This is a genomic window from Buchnera aphidicola (Pemphigus obesinymphae) (assembly GCF_026122815.1).
GTDB lineage: Bacteria > Pseudomonadota > Gammaproteobacteria > Enterobacterales > Enterobacteriaceae > Buchnera_C > Buchnera_C aphidicola_BJ.
The window spans coordinates 1-17,405 of record NZ_JAIWQW010000011.1; the positions used below are offsets into that span (position 1 = coordinate 1).

At 23.3% G+C, this 17,405-nt stretch carries 16 protein-coding genes and 1 tRNA gene; 14 read left to right on the top strand and 3 right to left on the bottom strand.

The window, feature by feature from the left end; genetic code table 11:
• The coding region (locus LDP10_RS02210) for a class I tRNA ligase family protein (RefSeq protein WP_265197111.1) at positions 1 to 1,131 on the top strand (1,131 nt) is incomplete at its 5' end.
• Positions 1,132 to 1,168: 37 nt separating this feature from the next.
• On the opposite strand, the gene tilS is transcribed toward LDP10_RS02210, so the two are convergent.
• Together tilS and LDP10_RS02220 are read right to left on the bottom strand one after the other, a co-directional pair.
• The gene (gene tilS, locus LDP10_RS02215) at positions 1,169 to 2,473 is read right to left on the bottom strand and encodes a tRNA lysidine(34) synthetase TilS (protein ID WP_265197112.1); all 1,305 of its coding nucleotides are present in this window, start codon (positions 2,471 to 2,473) and stop codon (positions 1,169 to 1,171) included.
• Positions 2,474 to 2,504: 31 nt separating this feature from the next.
• A tRNA-Val gene (locus LDP10_RS02220) sits at positions 2,505 to 2,581 on the bottom strand.
• A 584-nt stretch (positions 2,582 to 3,165) separates the two neighbouring features.
• Between LDP10_RS02220 and LDP10_RS02225 the strand changes: the two genes are divergently transcribed.
• From LDP10_RS02225 to tyrS, 11 genes are all read left to right on the top strand, one after another.
• The gene (locus LDP10_RS02225) at positions 3,166 to 3,771 is read left to right on the top strand and encodes a riboflavin synthase subunit alpha (RefSeq protein ID WP_265197113.1); all 606 of its coding nucleotides are present in this window, start codon (positions 3,166 to 3,168) and stop codon (positions 3,769 to 3,771) included.
• A gap of 404 nt (positions 3,772 to 4,175) precedes the next feature.
• A complete protein-coding gene (gene ydgT / locus LDP10_RS02230) occupies positions 4,176 to 4,391 on the top strand; it encodes a transcription modulator YdgT (RefSeq protein WP_265197114.1) in 216 nt (71 codons plus the stop codon).
• A gap of 172 nt (positions 4,392 to 4,563) precedes the next feature.
• Positions 4,564 to 5,145: an electron transport complex subunit RsxA gene (gene rsxA, locus LDP10_RS02235; protein WP_265197115.1), complete on the top strand. Its 582-nt coding sequence runs from the start codon at positions 4,564 to 4,566 to the stop codon at positions 5,143 to 5,145.
• Positions 5,142 to 5,681 (top strand): electron transport complex subunit RsxB, encoded by a 540-nt coding sequence (gene rsxB / locus LDP10_RS02240; RefSeq protein ID WP_265197116.1) that lies wholly within the window; start codon positions 5,142 to 5,144, stop codon positions 5,679 to 5,681. Before rsxA ends, rsxB begins: the two co-directional genes overlap by 4 nt.
• 30 nt (positions 5,682 to 5,711) lie before the next feature.
• Positions 5,712 to 7,322 (top strand): electron transport complex subunit RsxC, encoded by a 1,611-nt coding sequence (gene rsxC / locus LDP10_RS02245; protein ID WP_265197126.1) that lies wholly within the window; start codon positions 5,712 to 5,714, stop codon positions 7,320 to 7,322.
• A gap of 101 nt (positions 7,323 to 7,423) precedes the next feature.
• Positions 7,424 to 8,482, top strand: coding sequence for an electron transport complex subunit RsxD (rsxD, locus tag LDP10_RS02250; protein WP_265197128.1), 1,059 nt, complete (start codon positions 7,424 to 7,426; stop codon positions 8,480 to 8,482).
• A gap of 2 nt (positions 8,483 to 8,484) precedes the next feature.
• Positions 8,485 to 9,123, top strand: coding sequence for an electron transport complex subunit RsxG (rsxG, locus tag LDP10_RS02255; RefSeq protein WP_265197117.1), 639 nt, complete (start codon positions 8,485 to 8,487; stop codon positions 9,121 to 9,123).
• The gene (locus LDP10_RS02260) at positions 9,110 to 9,796 is read left to right on the top strand and encodes an electron transport complex subunit E (RefSeq protein ID WP_265197118.1); all 687 of its coding nucleotides are present in this window, start codon (positions 9,110 to 9,112) and stop codon (positions 9,794 to 9,796) included. Before rsxG ends, LDP10_RS02260 begins: the two co-directional genes overlap by 14 nt.
• A gap of 11 nt (positions 9,797 to 9,807) precedes the next feature.
• Positions 9,808 to 10,437: an endonuclease III gene (gene nth, locus LDP10_RS02265; protein ID WP_265197119.1), complete on the top strand. Its 630-nt coding sequence runs from the start codon at positions 9,808 to 9,810 to the stop codon at positions 10,435 to 10,437.
• Positions 10,438 to 10,574: 137 nt separating this feature from the next.
• Complete coding sequence (gene priA / locus LDP10_RS02270) at positions 10,575 to 12,782, top strand: primosomal protein N' (RefSeq protein ID WP_265197120.1); 2,208 nt, start codon at positions 10,575 to 10,577, stop codon at positions 12,780 to 12,782.
• A gap of 264 nt (positions 12,783 to 13,046) precedes the next feature.
• Positions 13,047 to 14,318, top strand: coding sequence for a tyrosine--tRNA ligase (gene tyrS, locus LDP10_RS02275; protein WP_265197121.1), 1,272 nt, complete (start codon positions 13,047 to 13,049; stop codon positions 14,316 to 14,318).
• Between the two features lie 90 nt (positions 14,319 to 14,408).
• On the opposite strand, the gene LDP10_RS02280 is transcribed toward tyrS, so the two are convergent.
• On the bottom strand, positions 14,409 to 14,774 hold the full coding sequence (locus LDP10_RS02280; RefSeq protein ID WP_265197122.1) for a HesB/IscA family protein: 366 nt from the start codon (positions 14,772 to 14,774) through the stop codon (positions 14,409 to 14,411).
• Positions 14,775 to 15,317: 543 nt separating this feature from the next.
• Here LDP10_RS02280 and ydiK point away from each other — a divergent pair.
• The gene (gene ydiK, locus LDP10_RS02285; protein ID WP_265197124.1) at positions 15,318 to 16,448 is read left to right on the top strand and encodes an AI-2E family transporter YdiK; all 1,131 of its coding nucleotides are present in this window, start codon (positions 15,318 to 15,320) and stop codon (positions 16,446 to 16,448) included.
• 409 nt (positions 16,449 to 16,857) lie between these two features.
• The coding region (locus LDP10_RS02290; protein ID WP_265197125.1) for a 3-deoxy-7-phosphoheptulonate synthase at positions 16,858 to 17,405 on the top strand (548 nt) is incomplete at its 3' end.

Sequence of the window (17,405 nt, forward strand, 5' to 3'; positions counted from 1 at the left end):
GCTGTTTATTCTGCCATAGATTTAGTTAATCCTTTATCTGTTTTATCTAATTCTGTTCCTATTGTACGTACTTCTGTTCATTTATTTTTTAATTTACCATTTTTTAGTGATTTTTTAGAAAAATGGATTTTTTCTGGAGTATTGGACAAAAATGTTTTAAATAAAACTAAGGAATGGTTTAAAATTGGTTTAAAAAAATGGGATATATCTAGAGATGGACCTTATTTTGGATTTAAGATTTTAAATTATTTAAATAAATATTTTTATGTTTGGTTAGATGCTCCTATTGGTTACATGAGTACCTTTGAAAACCTTTGTAAAAAAAGAAAAAATTTAAATTTTGATGAATTTTGGAACAAAAATTCAAATTGTGAGTTATATCATTTTATTGGCAAAGATATTGTGTATTTTCATACTTTATTTTGGCCAGCAATATTAGAAGCAAGTGGATTCCGCAAACCTACAAAGATTTTTGTACACGGTTATGTTACCATTCATGGGAATAAATTGTCAAAATCTAAAAATGATTTTATTTTAGCATCAGATTGGTTAAAATATTTAGATTCAGATAGTTTGCGATATTATTATGCATGTAAATTATCTAATAATATTCAAGATATTGAATTTAACATTTATCAATTAGTAGAGAAAGTTAATACAGATATTGTGAATAAAGTTGTTAATTTAGCTTCACGTAGTGCTAGTTTTATCAATAAAAATTTTTGTGGGAAACTCGCTGATCAATTAAGTGATATAAAATTATATATGAAATTTATTTCTGAATCTAAAAGTATAGAGGTGCTTTTTAATAATCGTGAATTTTCTTTAGCTATGAAAAAAATTATGGCATTGTCAGATATTGCTAACAAATACATAAATGATCAAAAACCATGGAAATTAGAAATAGAAAAATATGATCAATTACATATGATTGCATCTATGGGAGTAAACTTATTCAGAGTAATTATGACTTGGCTAAAACCAGTAACACCATCTTTAGCAGAAAGATCAGAATTATTTTTAAAAATAAAATTAGATTGGAAAGGTATAAAAAAACCTTTATTGAATCATACCATTTCTAAATTCAAAATTTTATATAAAAGGATTGACATTAATAAAATTCAATTATAGTGATAAAAATTACTTTTAGTATACATATATAATTTGATTATTTTTTGGTGATATGGTTATACCAAGATAAATACCAATAATTATGTATTTTGATATTTTTATTTTTTATGACGAAAACACCAAGGGCACTAATGAAACGATTATTATAAAATAATAAGGGAATTGTTTCTCTTTGCCATGTTGGTATATTAAGTAACTGCCATATTTTTTTTAATTTTTTTTTGTGTTTTTGTCCCTCGATATGGAAAATACCATTGGCTTGGAAACGAATATTTACTAATTCTTTTTTTTGGGGACTTGGTAATTTAACTCCCATTTTATTTTGAGTTATATATCCTAATTGATTAGGAAGTTTCAAAGATATTTGATGTTTGTGCCAAAAAATTATTTTATTTTTTAAAGAAGGTATAATTGGTTTGATTAAATATAATTTTTTTCTATATCTTCTAATTTCATATTGTTTAAAATTTATTTTAGGTGAAGCTGATTTTTTGCTATTAATAATATCTGTATAAATTTTATATAGTCCTTTATAGGAAGGCATATTGACGTTATGTAAAGAGATCCAATGTCTTAAAATGATATTAAGTATTTCTTTTTTTAGATATTTAAGATCAGTAATATTTAATGTGTTATCTGAACATACTGTTTTTTTTATAACGTCGTTTGTAAAATAATTTAATGCTTCTTCTTGCTCACCACAAATTTTAGCACTACGTGTGCAATTTTTTATAAATTGTGGCCATCTTTTTTTTAATATCGGTATTATTTCTCTTCTTAAAAAATTACGATCGTAATTTATATCCCAGTTACTGCTATCTTCAATCCATTTTAATTTGTTTTCTTTGGCCCATTTTTCTATTGTGTTTCTATCTATTTTTAACAATGGTCTGATATGAATTATATTACCTATATTTTTATAAGTATTCATACTAGATAAACCTTTTGGTCCACTCCCTCTTTTTAAAGCCAATAAAAAAGTTTCACATTGATCATTTAAATTATGAGCTGTTAATATTATTTCTTTAGGCAGTAGATTTTTATATATTTCGTTATATCTCATAGATCTAGCTTCTGCTTCAATATTTTTTTTTAAATTAAAATTAATGTTTTTTATAATAATGGGAATATTGTATTTTTCACATTCTTTTTTGCAATGATAACTCCAATTATCAGAATTAATATTTAATTTATGATTAATGTGGATTGCGCGGAAAAAAATTTTTTTTATTTGTTTTAATTTTAATAACAGATGTAAAAGAACTGTAGAATCCAATCCTCCACTATAACATATTAAAAAATATTTTTTTTTATTCAGTATTTTTTTTAATTCTTCTAACATTATTTATATCACTTATTATTTTTTTATATTCTGGTACGTCCGAGTGGATTTGAACCACCGACCTTCACCTTGTCATGGTGATACTCTAACCAACTGAGCTACGGACGTATATAAAATTATTTATAATATTTTTAATGATATTAAATGTTATATCCTACATAAAATATAAAAATAAGTTATTACTTTAAATACAAATTATTTTTGTATATGTTAATAGTAATGTTATTATTTTATTTTTAATATTATAAAAAATTATCGAATAGATATCGTGATTATTTTTATTTGAAAATAAATATTAAGGATACTTTTTTTCTTAATAATAACTAAATTTATTTATATGGTTTGAAGGAGATATTACATATATTTTATTTTTATTAATATAAACGTGGTAAATAATTCAGTTACTAAATATATGATATAATATATTTTTCGTTTATGATATCATAAAAAATATTAATAATATAACATTATTTTTATATTTTAAAAATAAAATTTTATGTTATATAATTTTTTTATATTGTTATATAATATGTATTATTAAATAATAAAAACTAGTTATGATAATTTATCAATAAAAAATTAATTTTAATTAAAGATATTGACAGATAGCGAAAATAGATTTTGATATATTATTAATTTTTTTAAAAAAGATAATAAATATCTATATTTTAAATTAGGATTGATATTCTTATATGTTTACTGGCATTATTAATGGTATTGGGACAGTTTCCAGTGTTGAAGGCAATAGTGTTTTTTTTACGTATGGTATCAAATTTACCATGTTTTTGTTAAAAAAATTAAAGACAGGAGATTCAGTAGCAAATAATGGTTGTTGTTTAACTGTTAAATATATTAAGAACAATATTGTTTATTTTGATGTTATTAAAGAAACTGTAGATTGTACCAATTTGTCTTTATTAAAATTGGGAGATAACATCAATATCGAAAGATCTGCAAAATTTGGAGATGAAATAGGAGGACATATAATATCTGGACACGTAATCACCACAGCTGTTATTATAAATGTCTTTTTATCTAAGGAAAATAGAGTAATATGTTTTTATATAAATGAAAAATATATTATGAAATATATATTGTATAAAGGATTTATTTCTATTGATGGAGTAAGTTTAACTGTAGGAAGAGTAGTTAATAATATGTTTTATGTGCATTTAATTCCAGAAACGATGTTACTAACAACATTGGGAAATAAAAAAATAGGTGATACCGTTAATATTGAAGTCGATTATTATACAAAATTATTAATAGATAATTCAGAAAAAATATTAAACAAGTAATTTTTTACAAAATAAAATAATATTAGGTTTTACATTATTTTAATATTAATTAGTTTTAATTGGAATTAATATTCATGTTTTTTAAATAAAAAATATTTAAATAAAGTTATGTAATATATATTACATTTTATTTTTATTGGCATTGATTACATCAGATAAAAAAACAATAATAAATGTTATTTATATATATAATATAAGTGTTTTTAATTTTATTGAATCAAATTTATTTAAAAAATTAAATATAATTTGATATATTAAATTTGATCAATGTTAAAAATTAATATTTTTTAAAAATATTTAAAAAATTTGTATTTTATTTTTATTAATTATGTTTAATATATTTAATATATTGTATATGTTATTTTCGTATACATTTCTTTTATTTTTTGATTATTTTAAAAATTATGACAACACAAGATTATTTATTAAAATTTCGTCGAGTTAATTCTTTAAAAAGTCTTGAAAAACTTTTTGATCATCTTAATTATTCTTTACTAAATGATCATGAATTAATTAATATGTATAGAGCAGCTGATCATCGCAGAGCTGAATTAGCTTCTGGGGGTCAATTATTTGATTTAGGTTGTGTTCCTAAATTTATATGGCATTACGTGTTATAAAAATATTATTTTTATAATATAAAATTATAAAAATTTATATATATGAGAAATTTATCATTAATAAGAAATAATATCGGCATTATGAACAGTATAGTATTCTTAATATTAGGAATATTTTATAAAAAAAATTGGTGATTTACTTTTTAAAATAGTGTTTATTCTTGAGTTTAATATGATTGATTATAGCGTTATATTTATCAGTAACATATTGATAAATAATTTTATTTTAGTGCAATTTTTGGGAATTTGTCCTTTCATTGGGGCATCGAAGAGAATTGAATCAGCTATAGGGATTAGTTTGGCTACTACTTTTGTTATTACTATTTCTGTAATTATTTCTTGGTTGGTAAACTACTATATTTTGGTACCGTGTAACATGGTATATCTTCGTATTATAATGTATATGTTAATTATTTCAGTTAGCGTACAAGTTATAGAAATTATAATAAAAAAATTGAGTTTTTATTTTTATAGATTATTAGGTATATTTTTACCTTTAATTACTACCAATTGTGTTGTTTTAGCTATTCCTTTATTAAATTTAAAGTTAAATTACGGTTTTATTCCAGCAGTTATGTACGGACTGAGTTCTTCTATTGGTTTCTCATTGGTGATGATATTATTTTCGAGTATGAGAGAACGTATTTTTTTGGCTGATGTACCTTTGCCTTTTAAGGGATCACCCATTGCGTTAGTTACTGCTGGATTAATGTCGATGTCGTTTATGGGATTTAATGGTTTAATAAAATTTTGATAATACAAATTATTAGAACTATTTTTATTTTTAGTTTTTTTAGCATAATATTAGGATTTTTTTTACATTATTTTTCTTATAAATATAAAATAAAAAAAAATTCTATTTTAGATAAAATAGAGGATATTTTACCACAGAGTCAATGTGGACAATGTGGATATCCAGGTTGTTTGCCTTATGCAAAAGCTATTTTTAAAAATAAAGAAAAAATCAATAAATGTCTTCCAGGTGGTAAAGATGTATTCTTACAATTGCAAAATTTGTTAAGTATCGATACAACTGAATATAATATCAATTCTTTACCAGTAAGAATTATTCCTACAGTAGTGTTTATCGATGAACAGAATTGTGTTGGTTGTGCTAAATGTCGTGAAATTTGTCCGGTAGATGCAATAATTGGTTCGTTAAATTTGATGCATACAGTATTAACTGATTTTTGCACAGGTTGTAATTTATGTATACCAGTTTGTCCTCTCGATTGTATTCATACTAAAAGTATTGTTCATGAAAATAAAAAATTATTTAATAAGTTTTAAAAAATTGATTTTTAATTTTTTTTCTGTTTTATATTTAAAGATAAAAAAAATAGTTATTTTTTTTTTGATAAAAGGAAACAAGATTTTCATGGTGGAATAGACTTTTTATTCATGGGGAAAAACATAAAAACATTACCAGAGAAAACGATATTATCAGGAGATCAATTTGTAGTTTATTTAGATTTTTATACTTTTGAAAAAATTCAATTAAGAGTAGAAATAGGAGATTATGTTTTTAAAGGACAAATGTTAGTTGAAGGAAAGAAACATATAGTTCCTATACATGCTCCTACTTCAGGTCAAATTGTTGATATAAAAAGATATGTGTATGATCTTATTTTAAATAAATATAGAATAGAATTTTTTTTAATTTCAGATGGGAAAGATATTAGTAAAAAATTGTTTCCAATACACCATTATAAAAAAATAAATCGGGAAAGTATTATTAAATTAATTTATCAAAATGGAATAGTTGGTTTAGGAGGAGCTCTTTTTCCCACTACTCATAAATTATACATGGCTCTTCATAATAATGTAGATACTTTAATAATTAATTCTTTGGAAAGTGAACCTTATATTACAGCCGATAAATGGTTAATGAAAAATTATGCATCCGATATTTTAAAAGGATGTGAAATTATTCAATGGATATTAAAAGTAAAAAACGTAATTATTGCAATAGCAGATGATAAAGATGATTTTTTTATAAAAATAAATAAAGAAGTATTGGATTATCCTGGTTTTCAGTTGCGTTTTATAAAAAAAAAATATCCTTCAGGTAGCAGTAAGCAGTTAATTAAACTTTTAACTGGTAAAGAAATTCCTCATAACGGACACGCGACTAATTTGGGAATAGTAATGTATAATGTTGGAACTGTATATGCTGTAAAAAAAGCTGTTATAGAAGGAGAACCGTTGATTAGTCGTGCAGTTACTATAACGGGAGGGGCTCTTACATATTCTGGTAATATGTGGGTGAGATTTGGTGTATCTATTAATGATTTATTGATGCATCTGAATTATTTTAATTTAAAAAATAAATCAGTAATAGTAGGTGGACCATTAATGGGTTCTGAAATTTCTAATATTCAGACGCCTGTGTTAAAAGGTACAAATTGTATTTTAATACCTTCTGATAATGAAATTAAAAAAAAAGGATTAGAACAACCTTGTATTCGTTGTGGTAAATGTTCTAATGGATGTCCCATGAAACTATTACCTCAACAACTTTATTGGTATTCTAAAGGTTTGAATCATAATAAAACTAAAGAATATAAAATTAAAGATTGTATAGAATGTGGCATATGTGAACAAGTATGTCCCAGTGATATTCCATTACTTAATTATTTTAGAAAAGAGAAAAGAATACTAAAAGAAATTGAAATTTTTAAAAAAAAATCTAAGGAAGCTAAAGATAGATTTCAAAAAAAACAATTTAGACTAAATAGTAGGAAAATAATATCAATAAAAAATATATTATTTGATTCTACTTTTAATTTTGAAAAAAATGATATATTTGAAAATATTTTTGAAAAAAAATTGATAAAAAAATCTATGTTAAAAAAAGAAAAAGAAGCAAGAAAAAAAAGTATTCACGATGCTATTGAAAGAGTAAAAAATAAAAAAATAAATTTTAATTAAATATTAAATAATAGAAATATTAATATATAAATATGTATGTATTAATTATTTTAATAATATATATTTAAAACGTTAACATAAAAATAGAAAATTATGCAATGATAAATTTTAATAATATATATCAAAAATACAGTACTAAACAGATAATGTTTTTGGTAGTCATAGCATGTATTCCAGGAATTATTGTTCAATTTTACTATTGTGGATATGGAATAATATTACAAATATTGATAGCGATAATTACTGCGGTTTTGTCAGAATTGTTAATTTTGTTAATTAGAAAGAAATCGGTTAAAAATGTTTTAACCGATCATTCAGCTATTGTTACTGCTGTTTTATTTGGTATTAGTATTCCTCCTTTTTTACCATTTTGGTTAAATATAATTGGTATATTTTTTTCTATAGTCATAGTTAAACAATTGTATGGAGGTTTAGGTCAAAATTTATTTAATCCTGCTATGGCAGGTTATGTATTTTTATTAATCTCTTCTCCTGTTTTTATGACGAGCTTTAAGGTTCCTTATGATCGATTATCCAATCCTCTTAGTTTCAGCAAAACTATAAATATTATTTTTTATGATTACGATTATTCTAAGGATATAATTGTAGAATTAATTAAAAAAAATAATAATTTAACGCAAGCTACACCTTTAGATAAGTTTAAAACAGATATTTATTTGAAAAATAAAAATATACAAGATAAAAATTCTAGATCTTGGTATTCGTTAATGTGTGATTTTTCGCAAATAAATGTTATTTGGAAATGGATTAATATAGGATACTTTTTAGGAGGTATTTTTTTATTGAGTATGAATGTTATTTGTTATAGAATTCCATTTTCTTTTTTATTCATTTTAACTTTTTTATCTATTTTAGGTTTTTTTTATGATTCGGAAAGATTAGTTTCACCTGTAACTAATTTATTTTCTGGAGCTACTATGTTAGGTGCATTTTTTATTGCCACTGATCCAGTTACTATTCCTACCACTAAAAAAGGACGTATTATTTTTGGTATGTTAATTGGATTTTTAGTTTGGTTAATTCGTGGTTTTGGAGGTTATCCTGATGCTATTGCTTTTTCGGTATTATTAGCTAATATTACAGTGCCTTTGATAGATTATTACACTGTACCTCGAGTGTACGGGTATAATAAGGAATAATTATGTTTCTTAATATTTTTAAAAAAGCATTAGTTTTTGGTTTTTTTGCTTTTTTAACGTCAGGTATAACGTCTATTGTTTATGAGTTAACAAAAAATAAAATACAACTACAGATAAAAAGAAACAATAGGAAAATTTTATCAGATGTTTTACCTTTATATTTATATAATAATAATGTTCAAAATGAGTGTTATTATATAAAAAATAAAGTTTTAGGAGATACATTTAATCACCGATTATGGATTGCTAAAAAAAATAATAAAATAAAAGCAATAGCTATTGAGGTAATCAGTAGAGAAGGTTATTCTGGTTTTATTAAAATCTTGTTAGGAATTGATGTTTATGGCAATATTCTTGGTGTACGGGTTATAGAGCATCATGAAACGCCAGGAATAGGGGATAAAATTAGTATAGATATTTCTAATTGGGTAACTCATTTTTCAGGGAAACATATATTTGGTTTAAAGGATTCTCGTTTCAAACTAAAAAAGTACGGAGGTCAAATTGATCAGTTTACTGGTGCGACGATTACTCCTCAAGCAATGGTAAATATTATTAAAAGAGTAGTTATTTCAATAGTAAAAATATCATCTTCGGTATCAAAATGTAATATTTGCGAGAAAAATCATGAAGTTAAATAAATCTTTATCAATCATTAAGGTATGGAGGAATAATTCTGCTTTAGTTCAATTTTTAGGATTATGTCCTGTATTAGCAGTAACTTCTACAGCTATTAATGGATTAAGTTTAGGTTTTGCTACCACTTTAGTTCTTGTATGTACTAATACTGTTATTTCATTTTTTAGAAAATTCATATCTAAAGATACACGAATACCTATTTGTATGATGATTATTTCCTCTATGGTAAGTTGTATTGAAATGTTATTGCATGCTTGGGCATTTAATTTATATAATTCGTTAGGTATTTTTATTTCTTTAATAGTTACTAACTGTATTGTATTGGGTAGAGCTGATTCTGTAGCAATAAAAAATACTCCTTTTTTTTCATTTTTAGATGGTTTATATACTGGTATAGGAGCTAGTATAGCAATGTTTTTTCTGGGTGCTGTACGAGAAATATTAGGTAATGGGACGTTATTTAATGGTTCTGAAAAATTATTTGGTAATTGGTTTAGTTTTTTCCCTATTCAAGTGCTAGATCAACATTATACTCTTTTATTGAGTTTATTTCCATCAGGAGGTTTCATAATTTTAGCATTGCTTTCAGCATGTAAACATTTTTTAGATAATAGAAAGAATGATGATAAAAATAGTGATGTTTACAATAATTGTTGTAAAAAATATTTGCATTGAGGATATTTTTTTTGAATAAAAAAACACGTTATGATATTATGAAAATTTTTAATAAAAAAAAAATATTGTTTCGTACAGAACTATTATTTTCTTCTTCATTTGAATGTTTAATATCCGTAATTTTATCAGCAAAATCCAAAGATATAAATGTTAATAAAGTAACTAAAAATTTATATTTTGTAGCTAATACTCCGGAAGAGATATTGTCGCTTGGCGTAAATAAATTGAAAAATTATATAAAAAAATTAGGATTGTATAATAATAAAGCAAAAAATATTATTAATACTTGTCGTATTTTGTTATTAAAATATGATGGTCAAGTTCCTAAAGATCGTAAAAATTTAGAAAAATTACCTGGAGTAGGAAGAAAAACAGCAAACGTAATATTAAATTTGATTTTTAATTGGAGTACAATTGCTGTGGATACTCACGTTTTTCGAGTATCTCATAGAACTAATTTTGCAACAGGAAAAACAGTTAAAGAATTAGAAAAAGAATTGTTAAATCATGTTCCGATTTATTTCATGTTAGATTTTCATAGTTGGTTAGTACAACATGGTCGTTATGTATGTACTTCTATTAAACCGAAATGTAAAATATGTTTTATCAAACATTTATGTGAATTTGAAAATAAAGTATAATAGATATTATTTTATTTTTTATTAAAATGATTTATATTTTTAATATAAAAATATTATACTTAATTATTAAAATATTTTTAGTTTATTTAAAACAATAGCCATTATACATAAATCATATATTTTATGTGGATATCTTTGTGTTTATTATACAAGTTGCACTTTTTTTACCAATAAAAAAAATTTTTGAATATTCTTGTCCTAAAGAAATAACTCCTATTATCGGCAGTCGTGTATCAGTTCCATTTGGAACAAGAAAAGTAATAGGTATGATAGTATCTTTTTATTATCAAATTTGTACAGTGCAGTTTAGATTAAGGTCCATTTATTCTATTATTGATAAATCTCCTATTTACACTAAAACGTTATGGAAAACATTAAAATTATCTTCTGTTTATTATCATTGTTCAATAGGACACATTTTGTATCATGTTTTGCCTGTTTTTTTAAAAAAAGGTAAAGGAATTTTTCCTGTACAATTGTATAAATGGACAATTACAAAAAAAGGGAAGAAAATAGATATCGGTATTTTAAAGAAAACTCCAAAACAACATTATGCTTTGTCGGTATTGCGTCATCGTTCGGTTTTTCAAAATGAATTTAAAAAATATAATTTATCTAATTATGTTTTAAAAAAATTAAAAGATAAATGTTTATGTGATGTATATCTTTCGTCTCGTTGGTATATTAATGATAAAAAAAATTTTTTAATAAAAGATTTTGACATAGAGTTAAATAAAAAAGAGTATCTTACTATTGAAAAAATTTTAAATAAAGAAAGGTATTTTACTTCTTGGTTATTAACAGGTATGGAAAATACAATAAAAAGACAAATATATTTTAATTTAGTATTAAAAATTCTTAAAAGAGGATTACAGATATTAATTTTAGTTTCAAATGATAATGTTGTAGATCAGGTTATTTCTTTATTTCAAATTTATTTTAATGTACCAATTGATGCTTTTTATTCTGGTACGACTAATTATCAAAAATTTTCTATATGGTTTAGGGCAAAAAATAATGAAACAGCAGTGATTATAGGTACTAAGAAAGCAATTTTTATTCCTATAGCTAAATTAGGAATCATTATTATAGATGAAGAACATAGCATTTCTTATAAGAATAAAAAAGGATGGTGTTATAACGCTAGAGATATAGGAATTTTGAGAGCTTATCAAGAAAAAATTCCTGTAGTATTAGAATCTGTATCACCTACTTTAGAAACATTAAATAATGTTATAAATAAAAAATGTCAACATGTTAATTTGCACCGAGCGATTTTAAATAAGAAAAAGATAATACAAAATATAATCGATATTAGAAGTGAAAGGTTAAAAGGAGGTTTATCTATTACTTTAATTAATTCAATTAATCAACATATTTATAATAATAAAACTGTATTATTAATTATAAATAATAATAATTGTATTTTTTTTGTTTTATGTTGTAAAAATTGTAATTGGATAGCTAAATGTAATTTATGTAATGAGTATTATTATTTTAATGAACATTATCAAGATTTATGTTGCAAATTTTGTTTTGTTAGGTTTTCTGTTCCTTTATTTTGTTTTGATTGTGGATCTGCAGATTTAATTTCTCGTAGTTTCGGTATAGAACATATGAAAGTGTCGATTAAAAGAATATTTTCTAATACACCTGTATTATGTATTAATTACATAAGTACAAAATTAAAAAAAAATATTAATAAAAATTCTTTGCAGCATATTTTACGAAAAGGAGCTATAATATTAATTAGAGAAAAAGATATTTATAGTGTACATTTATTTTTTAATATTACTTTGGTGGCAATGGTTTTAATTGATTCTTATTTCACATCTATGACATTTCGTTCTATAGAACGATTTGCTCAATTTTATACCCATTCTATTGATTTATTAAGTAATTATTCTCAATATTTTGAAGTTTTGATACAAACTGTATATCCTAATGATATTAACTTAAATCAGTTGATAAAAGAAGGTTATTCTAATTTATCTATTAATTTATTGAAAAAAAGAAAGGTTTTGCAATTACCTCCATTTACTTATCATGTTATGATTTATGTTAAAATCAAAAAATGTTGTAAAATAGAAAATCTTTTTTTAATTTTACAAGATATTATAAAGAATAGTGAAAAAGAAAATAACAGCAATATTTGGATGATGGGTACTTGTCCTGAATTGTATCAATCTACAAATAGAAAATACTCTGTTCATAAATTATTATTACAGAGTTCTTCTCGTAATGAATTACATAATTTATTGCAATGTAGTATTGATTTTATCAGTGTAATTCCTATGTTTCGAAAAATAAAATGGAAATTAGATGTAGATCCTATTGATATTTAAAAAACGTAAAAAATTTTATACATTATATATATTATGTTGATAAATTTTCGTATTAATCTTCGTTTCTTTATATATATAAAATACAGTAGTATGCTTAATGAATGGTTTATTTGGAATAAATATTAATTTTTTAGTTAAACAGTGTTGATAAAAGATTAATAACTAAGTATTTTAAAAATTCTGAGAAAATTAACGAAAATATTTTTGATAAGAATGATAAACAAAAATTTGTATTTAATAGTGGTATATCAATATGGAGATTTTATGTTATATGAAAAATTAATTAATGAGTTAAAAGAAAGAAAATGCATAGCACAGTTAACAGATGAAAAAAGATTATTAAAATGTATGTTAAAAGGTTCTATTGTGCTTTATTGTGGATTTGATATTACTGCCGATAGTTTACATATAGGCCATATTTTACCGTTACTTTCTTTAAAAAGATTTCAATTATTAGGGCATAAACCAATTGTTTTATTAGGTGAAGCAACAAGTTTAATAGGAGATCCTAGTTTTAAGACTGCAGAAAGAAAATTTAATAATTTAGAAAATATTATTTTATGGAGAGAATGTATTGCTAAACAAATTGCTTTTTTTCTTGATTTTAATAGTGATTCGAACAGCGCTGAAATTGTTAATAATAAAGATTGGTTAGGTCAAATTAATTTATTAAAATTTTTACGTGATGTTGGAAAACATTTTTCAGTAAATAGGATGATTAATAGAGAATCGGTAAAAAGAAGAATTATTTCTAATAATCAAGGAATATCTTTTACTGAATTTTCCTATAATTTATTACAAGCATATGATTTTTCTGTATTATATAAAAAATATGGAGTAGTTTTGCAAATTGGGGGGTCAGACCAATGGGGAAATATTACTTCCGGTATTTTTTTAACTCATCGATTATTTAACCAAAAAGTTTTTGGATTAACTTTACCTTTATTAATACAGGATAATGGTGTTAAATTTGGAAAAACAGAAACAGGAACTATTTGGTTAAATCCTAAAAAAACGAGTCCTTATAAGTTTTATCAATTTTGGATTAATCGATCAGACGAAGAAGTGTTTAATTTATTAAAAATGTTTACTTTTTTGACCGTTGAAAACATTAAGAATATAGAAAAAGAAAGTATAAAAAATAATGATTTTTACTTTCCTAGAAGGATTTTAGCAGATAGTATAACTAATTTAGTTCATGGAGAAAAAGGAGTATCTGCTGCAAAAAGAATTTCATCTTTTTTATTCTCTCAATCATTAGATAATTTAATTTTATCTGATTTTAAACAATTGAAACAAGATGGTATGCCTTTTGTTAAATTATTAGGAAATGAAGATTTACAGCAAGCATTGGTTAATTCTATTTTAGCGCCTTCTCGTGGCCAAGCTCGCAATATGATTTCTTCTAATGCAATATATATAAACAATCGTATTCAAAAAGATATTAAATATTTTTTTAAAGATTCTGATAAAATATTTGGAAAATTTACTTTATTACGTCGTGGTAAAAAAAATCATTGTTTATTATGTTGGTAAAAATTTCTGTATAAGTAAAATTATATATGGATATAAATATTGGAATAACTTATTTTTATTTGTAATGATTTTTGACAATAATTTTTATTTTTATAATTCAAAACTTTCTCCACAACCACAGTGATTTTTTTTATTACTGTGTTTATATTGAAATATTTTATTGAAATCTTTTTCTATAAAGTCAATTTCCATGCCTTCTAATATTTTTAATATTTTTTTAGATATAAATAAAACAGTGCCATTTTGAAACAATTCAATTTCTTCTTCTTTTTTTTCTTGGGCTAATTCCATTATAATACGAAATCCAGCACATCCTGATTTTTTTATATTTAATCTAATTCCTTTATTTTTTGAGTTTTTATTAATTAAATGTAACATTTGTATTGATGCATTTTTTGTTAAAGTAATTCCTTTAAATAATTTTTTATTTTTTGTTTTTTTAGTAATATTTTGCATTTTTTGAATCCTTACTGATGAATAATCGATAATTAGTTATTTTAGATAAATAAATTAATATGTTATATAATATATTATTATAGTGCATGATTTTTTTTACGAATATTATTTGATGTGAAGAAATTTATTTATAACATTTTTATATTTAATGTCATATATATAAAAAAACATACACTTTTATGTGAATAAATGGTATTTGTAATTTTAAATGAATATTTAAAACAATATATTTATTAAAAATAACAATAAATTAGTTATAAGAATATTTTATGATTTATTTTTAATTTTGTAAATTGATCTTTAAATAAAAAAGTTTTTTATATAAAAATTAAATATTTTAAGACAGTTATCGAACTTAAATGTATATTTATATTTTAAAAAAAACAATATAATATAAAATATTGGGTATTTTTTTATTTTTTATTTTTTTTGCATACATATATAATTTTTATATATATGTGGTACATATTATCTCTTTTTATAAGAGACAATAATTTTTAATGGTTTTAAAATAATCCAAGAACTATTGAGGTGTAATTTATTATGTATAATTACAAGAATAGTATAGATTTTCCGCAGGCTATATTTTCATTAATTTTTTTTATTATTATGATATTAATGAGTTTTTGGATTATTCGTCCATTTGTTTTGGGATTTTCTTGGGCAAGCATGATTGTAATTGCTACTTGGCCATTTATGTTAAAAGTACAATTTTGGTTTGGAGGAAAACGTTGTTTTGCTGTTGTTATAATGACTATTGTTTTATTACTTTTGTTTATTGTTCCTGTTGTTTTTTTAGTGAATAATTTAATAGAAAATAGCGTTCCCTTGATGAATTGGTTAACTTCGGGTAATTTAAAACTTCCTAATTTAAATTGGTTACAAGATGTACCTATTATTGGAATGAAGTTATTTATAAGTTATCATAAATTATTAAATGAAGGAGGAGTAGCATTAATTACTCAAATTCAACCTTACATGGGTATTACTACTGAATTTTTTATCATACAAGTAGGTAATTTTGGCCGATTTGTTATTGATTTAATTTTTATGTTGATTTTTAGTTCGATATTGTACTGGAATGGTGAGCAAGTTGGAAATGTTATACGTCATTTTGCATTTAGATTAGCTGCTAAACCAGGAGATACAGTCGTATTACTTGCAGGACAGGCTATTCGAGCAGTTGCATTAGGTGTGGTTGTAACAGCTTTGGTACAGGGAATATTAGGAGGTATAGGATTAGCGATATCAGGTATACCATATGCTTCTTTACTAATGATATTAATTATTTTATTTTGTTTGATTCAATTAGGTCCTTTACCAATTTTAATTCCTGCTATTATTTGGCTTTATTGGCATAGTAATGTAACTTGTGGAACTGCATTATTAATTTGGAGTAGTATATTATGTATTTTAGATCATATTTTACGACCAATTCTAATACGTATAGGTGCTGATTTACCTACTTTATTAATTTTATCTGGGGTGATTGGAGGATTGCTTGCATTTGGTATGATTGGTTTATTTATTGGTCCAGTAGTTTTAGTGATATCATATCGTTTAATATTGTCTTGGATGGATGAGATTCCTTCTCCTGATTCATTAGCTAATGTATCGATAAAAAGAATATCTAAAAAAAAAAGTAATAATGTTTTTTGTATGAGATATATATAAAGAATTATTTTTTATTATAAAAATAATTAGAATAGAGTATCAATATATTTTCAATAATTTGAATATTAATCTGTAAGATAAATTATTTAATTATATTGAAATTTATAATATAATTATTTTATTTTTATAAAAAATTTCTTATTAAAAATTTTTTTATATTTTTATATCAAAAATAAATATGTGCTAATTAATATTGTTATATAAAAATATAAATTTATTTAAAAATATTATTGATAAATGTTAGATTTATTTACATGTTACTTTTTTAAAAAAAGTATTATTTTTAATAAAAATTTTTAAGAAATATTTTTATGTTTAGATTAAACAATTTACTATTTAATTGGTTTTATTTCAATTCTAATTATATCTTAGTATTCTCTTAGAATACAGATTATTTATAGAGAAAAGAATGAAAAAAACAGACGAATTACGAACGATACGAATCGATCCATTAGTTACACCTGCTGAATTAGCTCAGCGTCACATTATCACTCCGGAAATTACGGAAAACGTTATTACAACAAGAAACAATATTGCAAGAATAATAACAGGTAAAGATAAACGTTTATTGGTTATCATAGGACCTTGTTCAGTACATGATCCAGAAGCAGCGGTAGAATATGCATTTAAACTTAATGAATTAAGGAAAAAGTATTATTCTCGTCTTGAAATTGTAATGAGAACTTATTTCGAAAAACCGAGAACTGTCGTTGGATGGAAAGGATTGATTTCTGATCCTGATCTTAATAGTAGTTTTCGAGTTAATCATGGCTTATCTATTGCTAGAAAGTTATTATTAGATATAAATAGATTAGGTATGCCTGCGGCTACAGAATTTTTGGATATAGTAATTGGACAATTTATAGCAGATCTTATTAGTTGGGGAGCTATAGGTGCAAGAACTACAGAAAGTCAGATACATCGTGAAATGGCTTCTGCTTTATCTTGTCCTGTAGG

What these genes read in the sequence shown, in the direction of transcription:
- rsxG (WP_265197117.1), top strand. Translation starts at nt 8,485, where the DNA reads ATGTTTCTTAATATTTTTAAAAAAGCATTAGTTTTTGGTTTTTTTGCT.
- tyrS (WP_265197121.1), top strand. Translation starts at nt 13,047, where the DNA reads ATGTTATATGAAAAATTAATTAATGAGTTAAAAGAAAGAAAATGCATA.
- rsxA (WP_265197115.1), top strand. Translation starts at nt 4,564, where the DNA reads ATGATTGATTATAGCGTTATATTTATCAGTAACATATTGATAAATAAT.
- ydgT (WP_265197114.1), top strand. Translation starts at nt 4,176, where the DNA reads ATGACAACACAAGATTATTTATTAAAATTTCGTCGAGTTAATTCTTTA.
- LDP10_RS02280 (WP_265197122.1), bottom strand. Translation starts at nt 14,774, where the DNA reads ATGCAAAATATTACTAAAAAAACAAAAAATAAAAAATTATTTAAAGGA.
- ydiK (WP_265197124.1), top strand. Translation starts at nt 15,318, where the DNA reads ATGTATAATTACAAGAATAGTATAGATTTTCCGCAGGCTATATTTTCA.
- tilS (WP_265197112.1), bottom strand. Translation starts at nt 2,473, where the DNA reads ATGTTAGAAGAATTAAAAAAAATACTGAATAAAAAAAAATATTTTTTA.
- LDP10_RS02260 (WP_265197118.1), top strand. Translation starts at nt 9,110, where the DNA reads ATGAAGTTAAATAAATCTTTATCAATCATTAAGGTATGGAGGAATAAT.
- LDP10_RS02225 (WP_265197113.1), top strand. Translation starts at nt 3,166, where the DNA reads ATGTTTACTGGCATTATTAATGGTATTGGGACAGTTTCCAGTGTTGAA.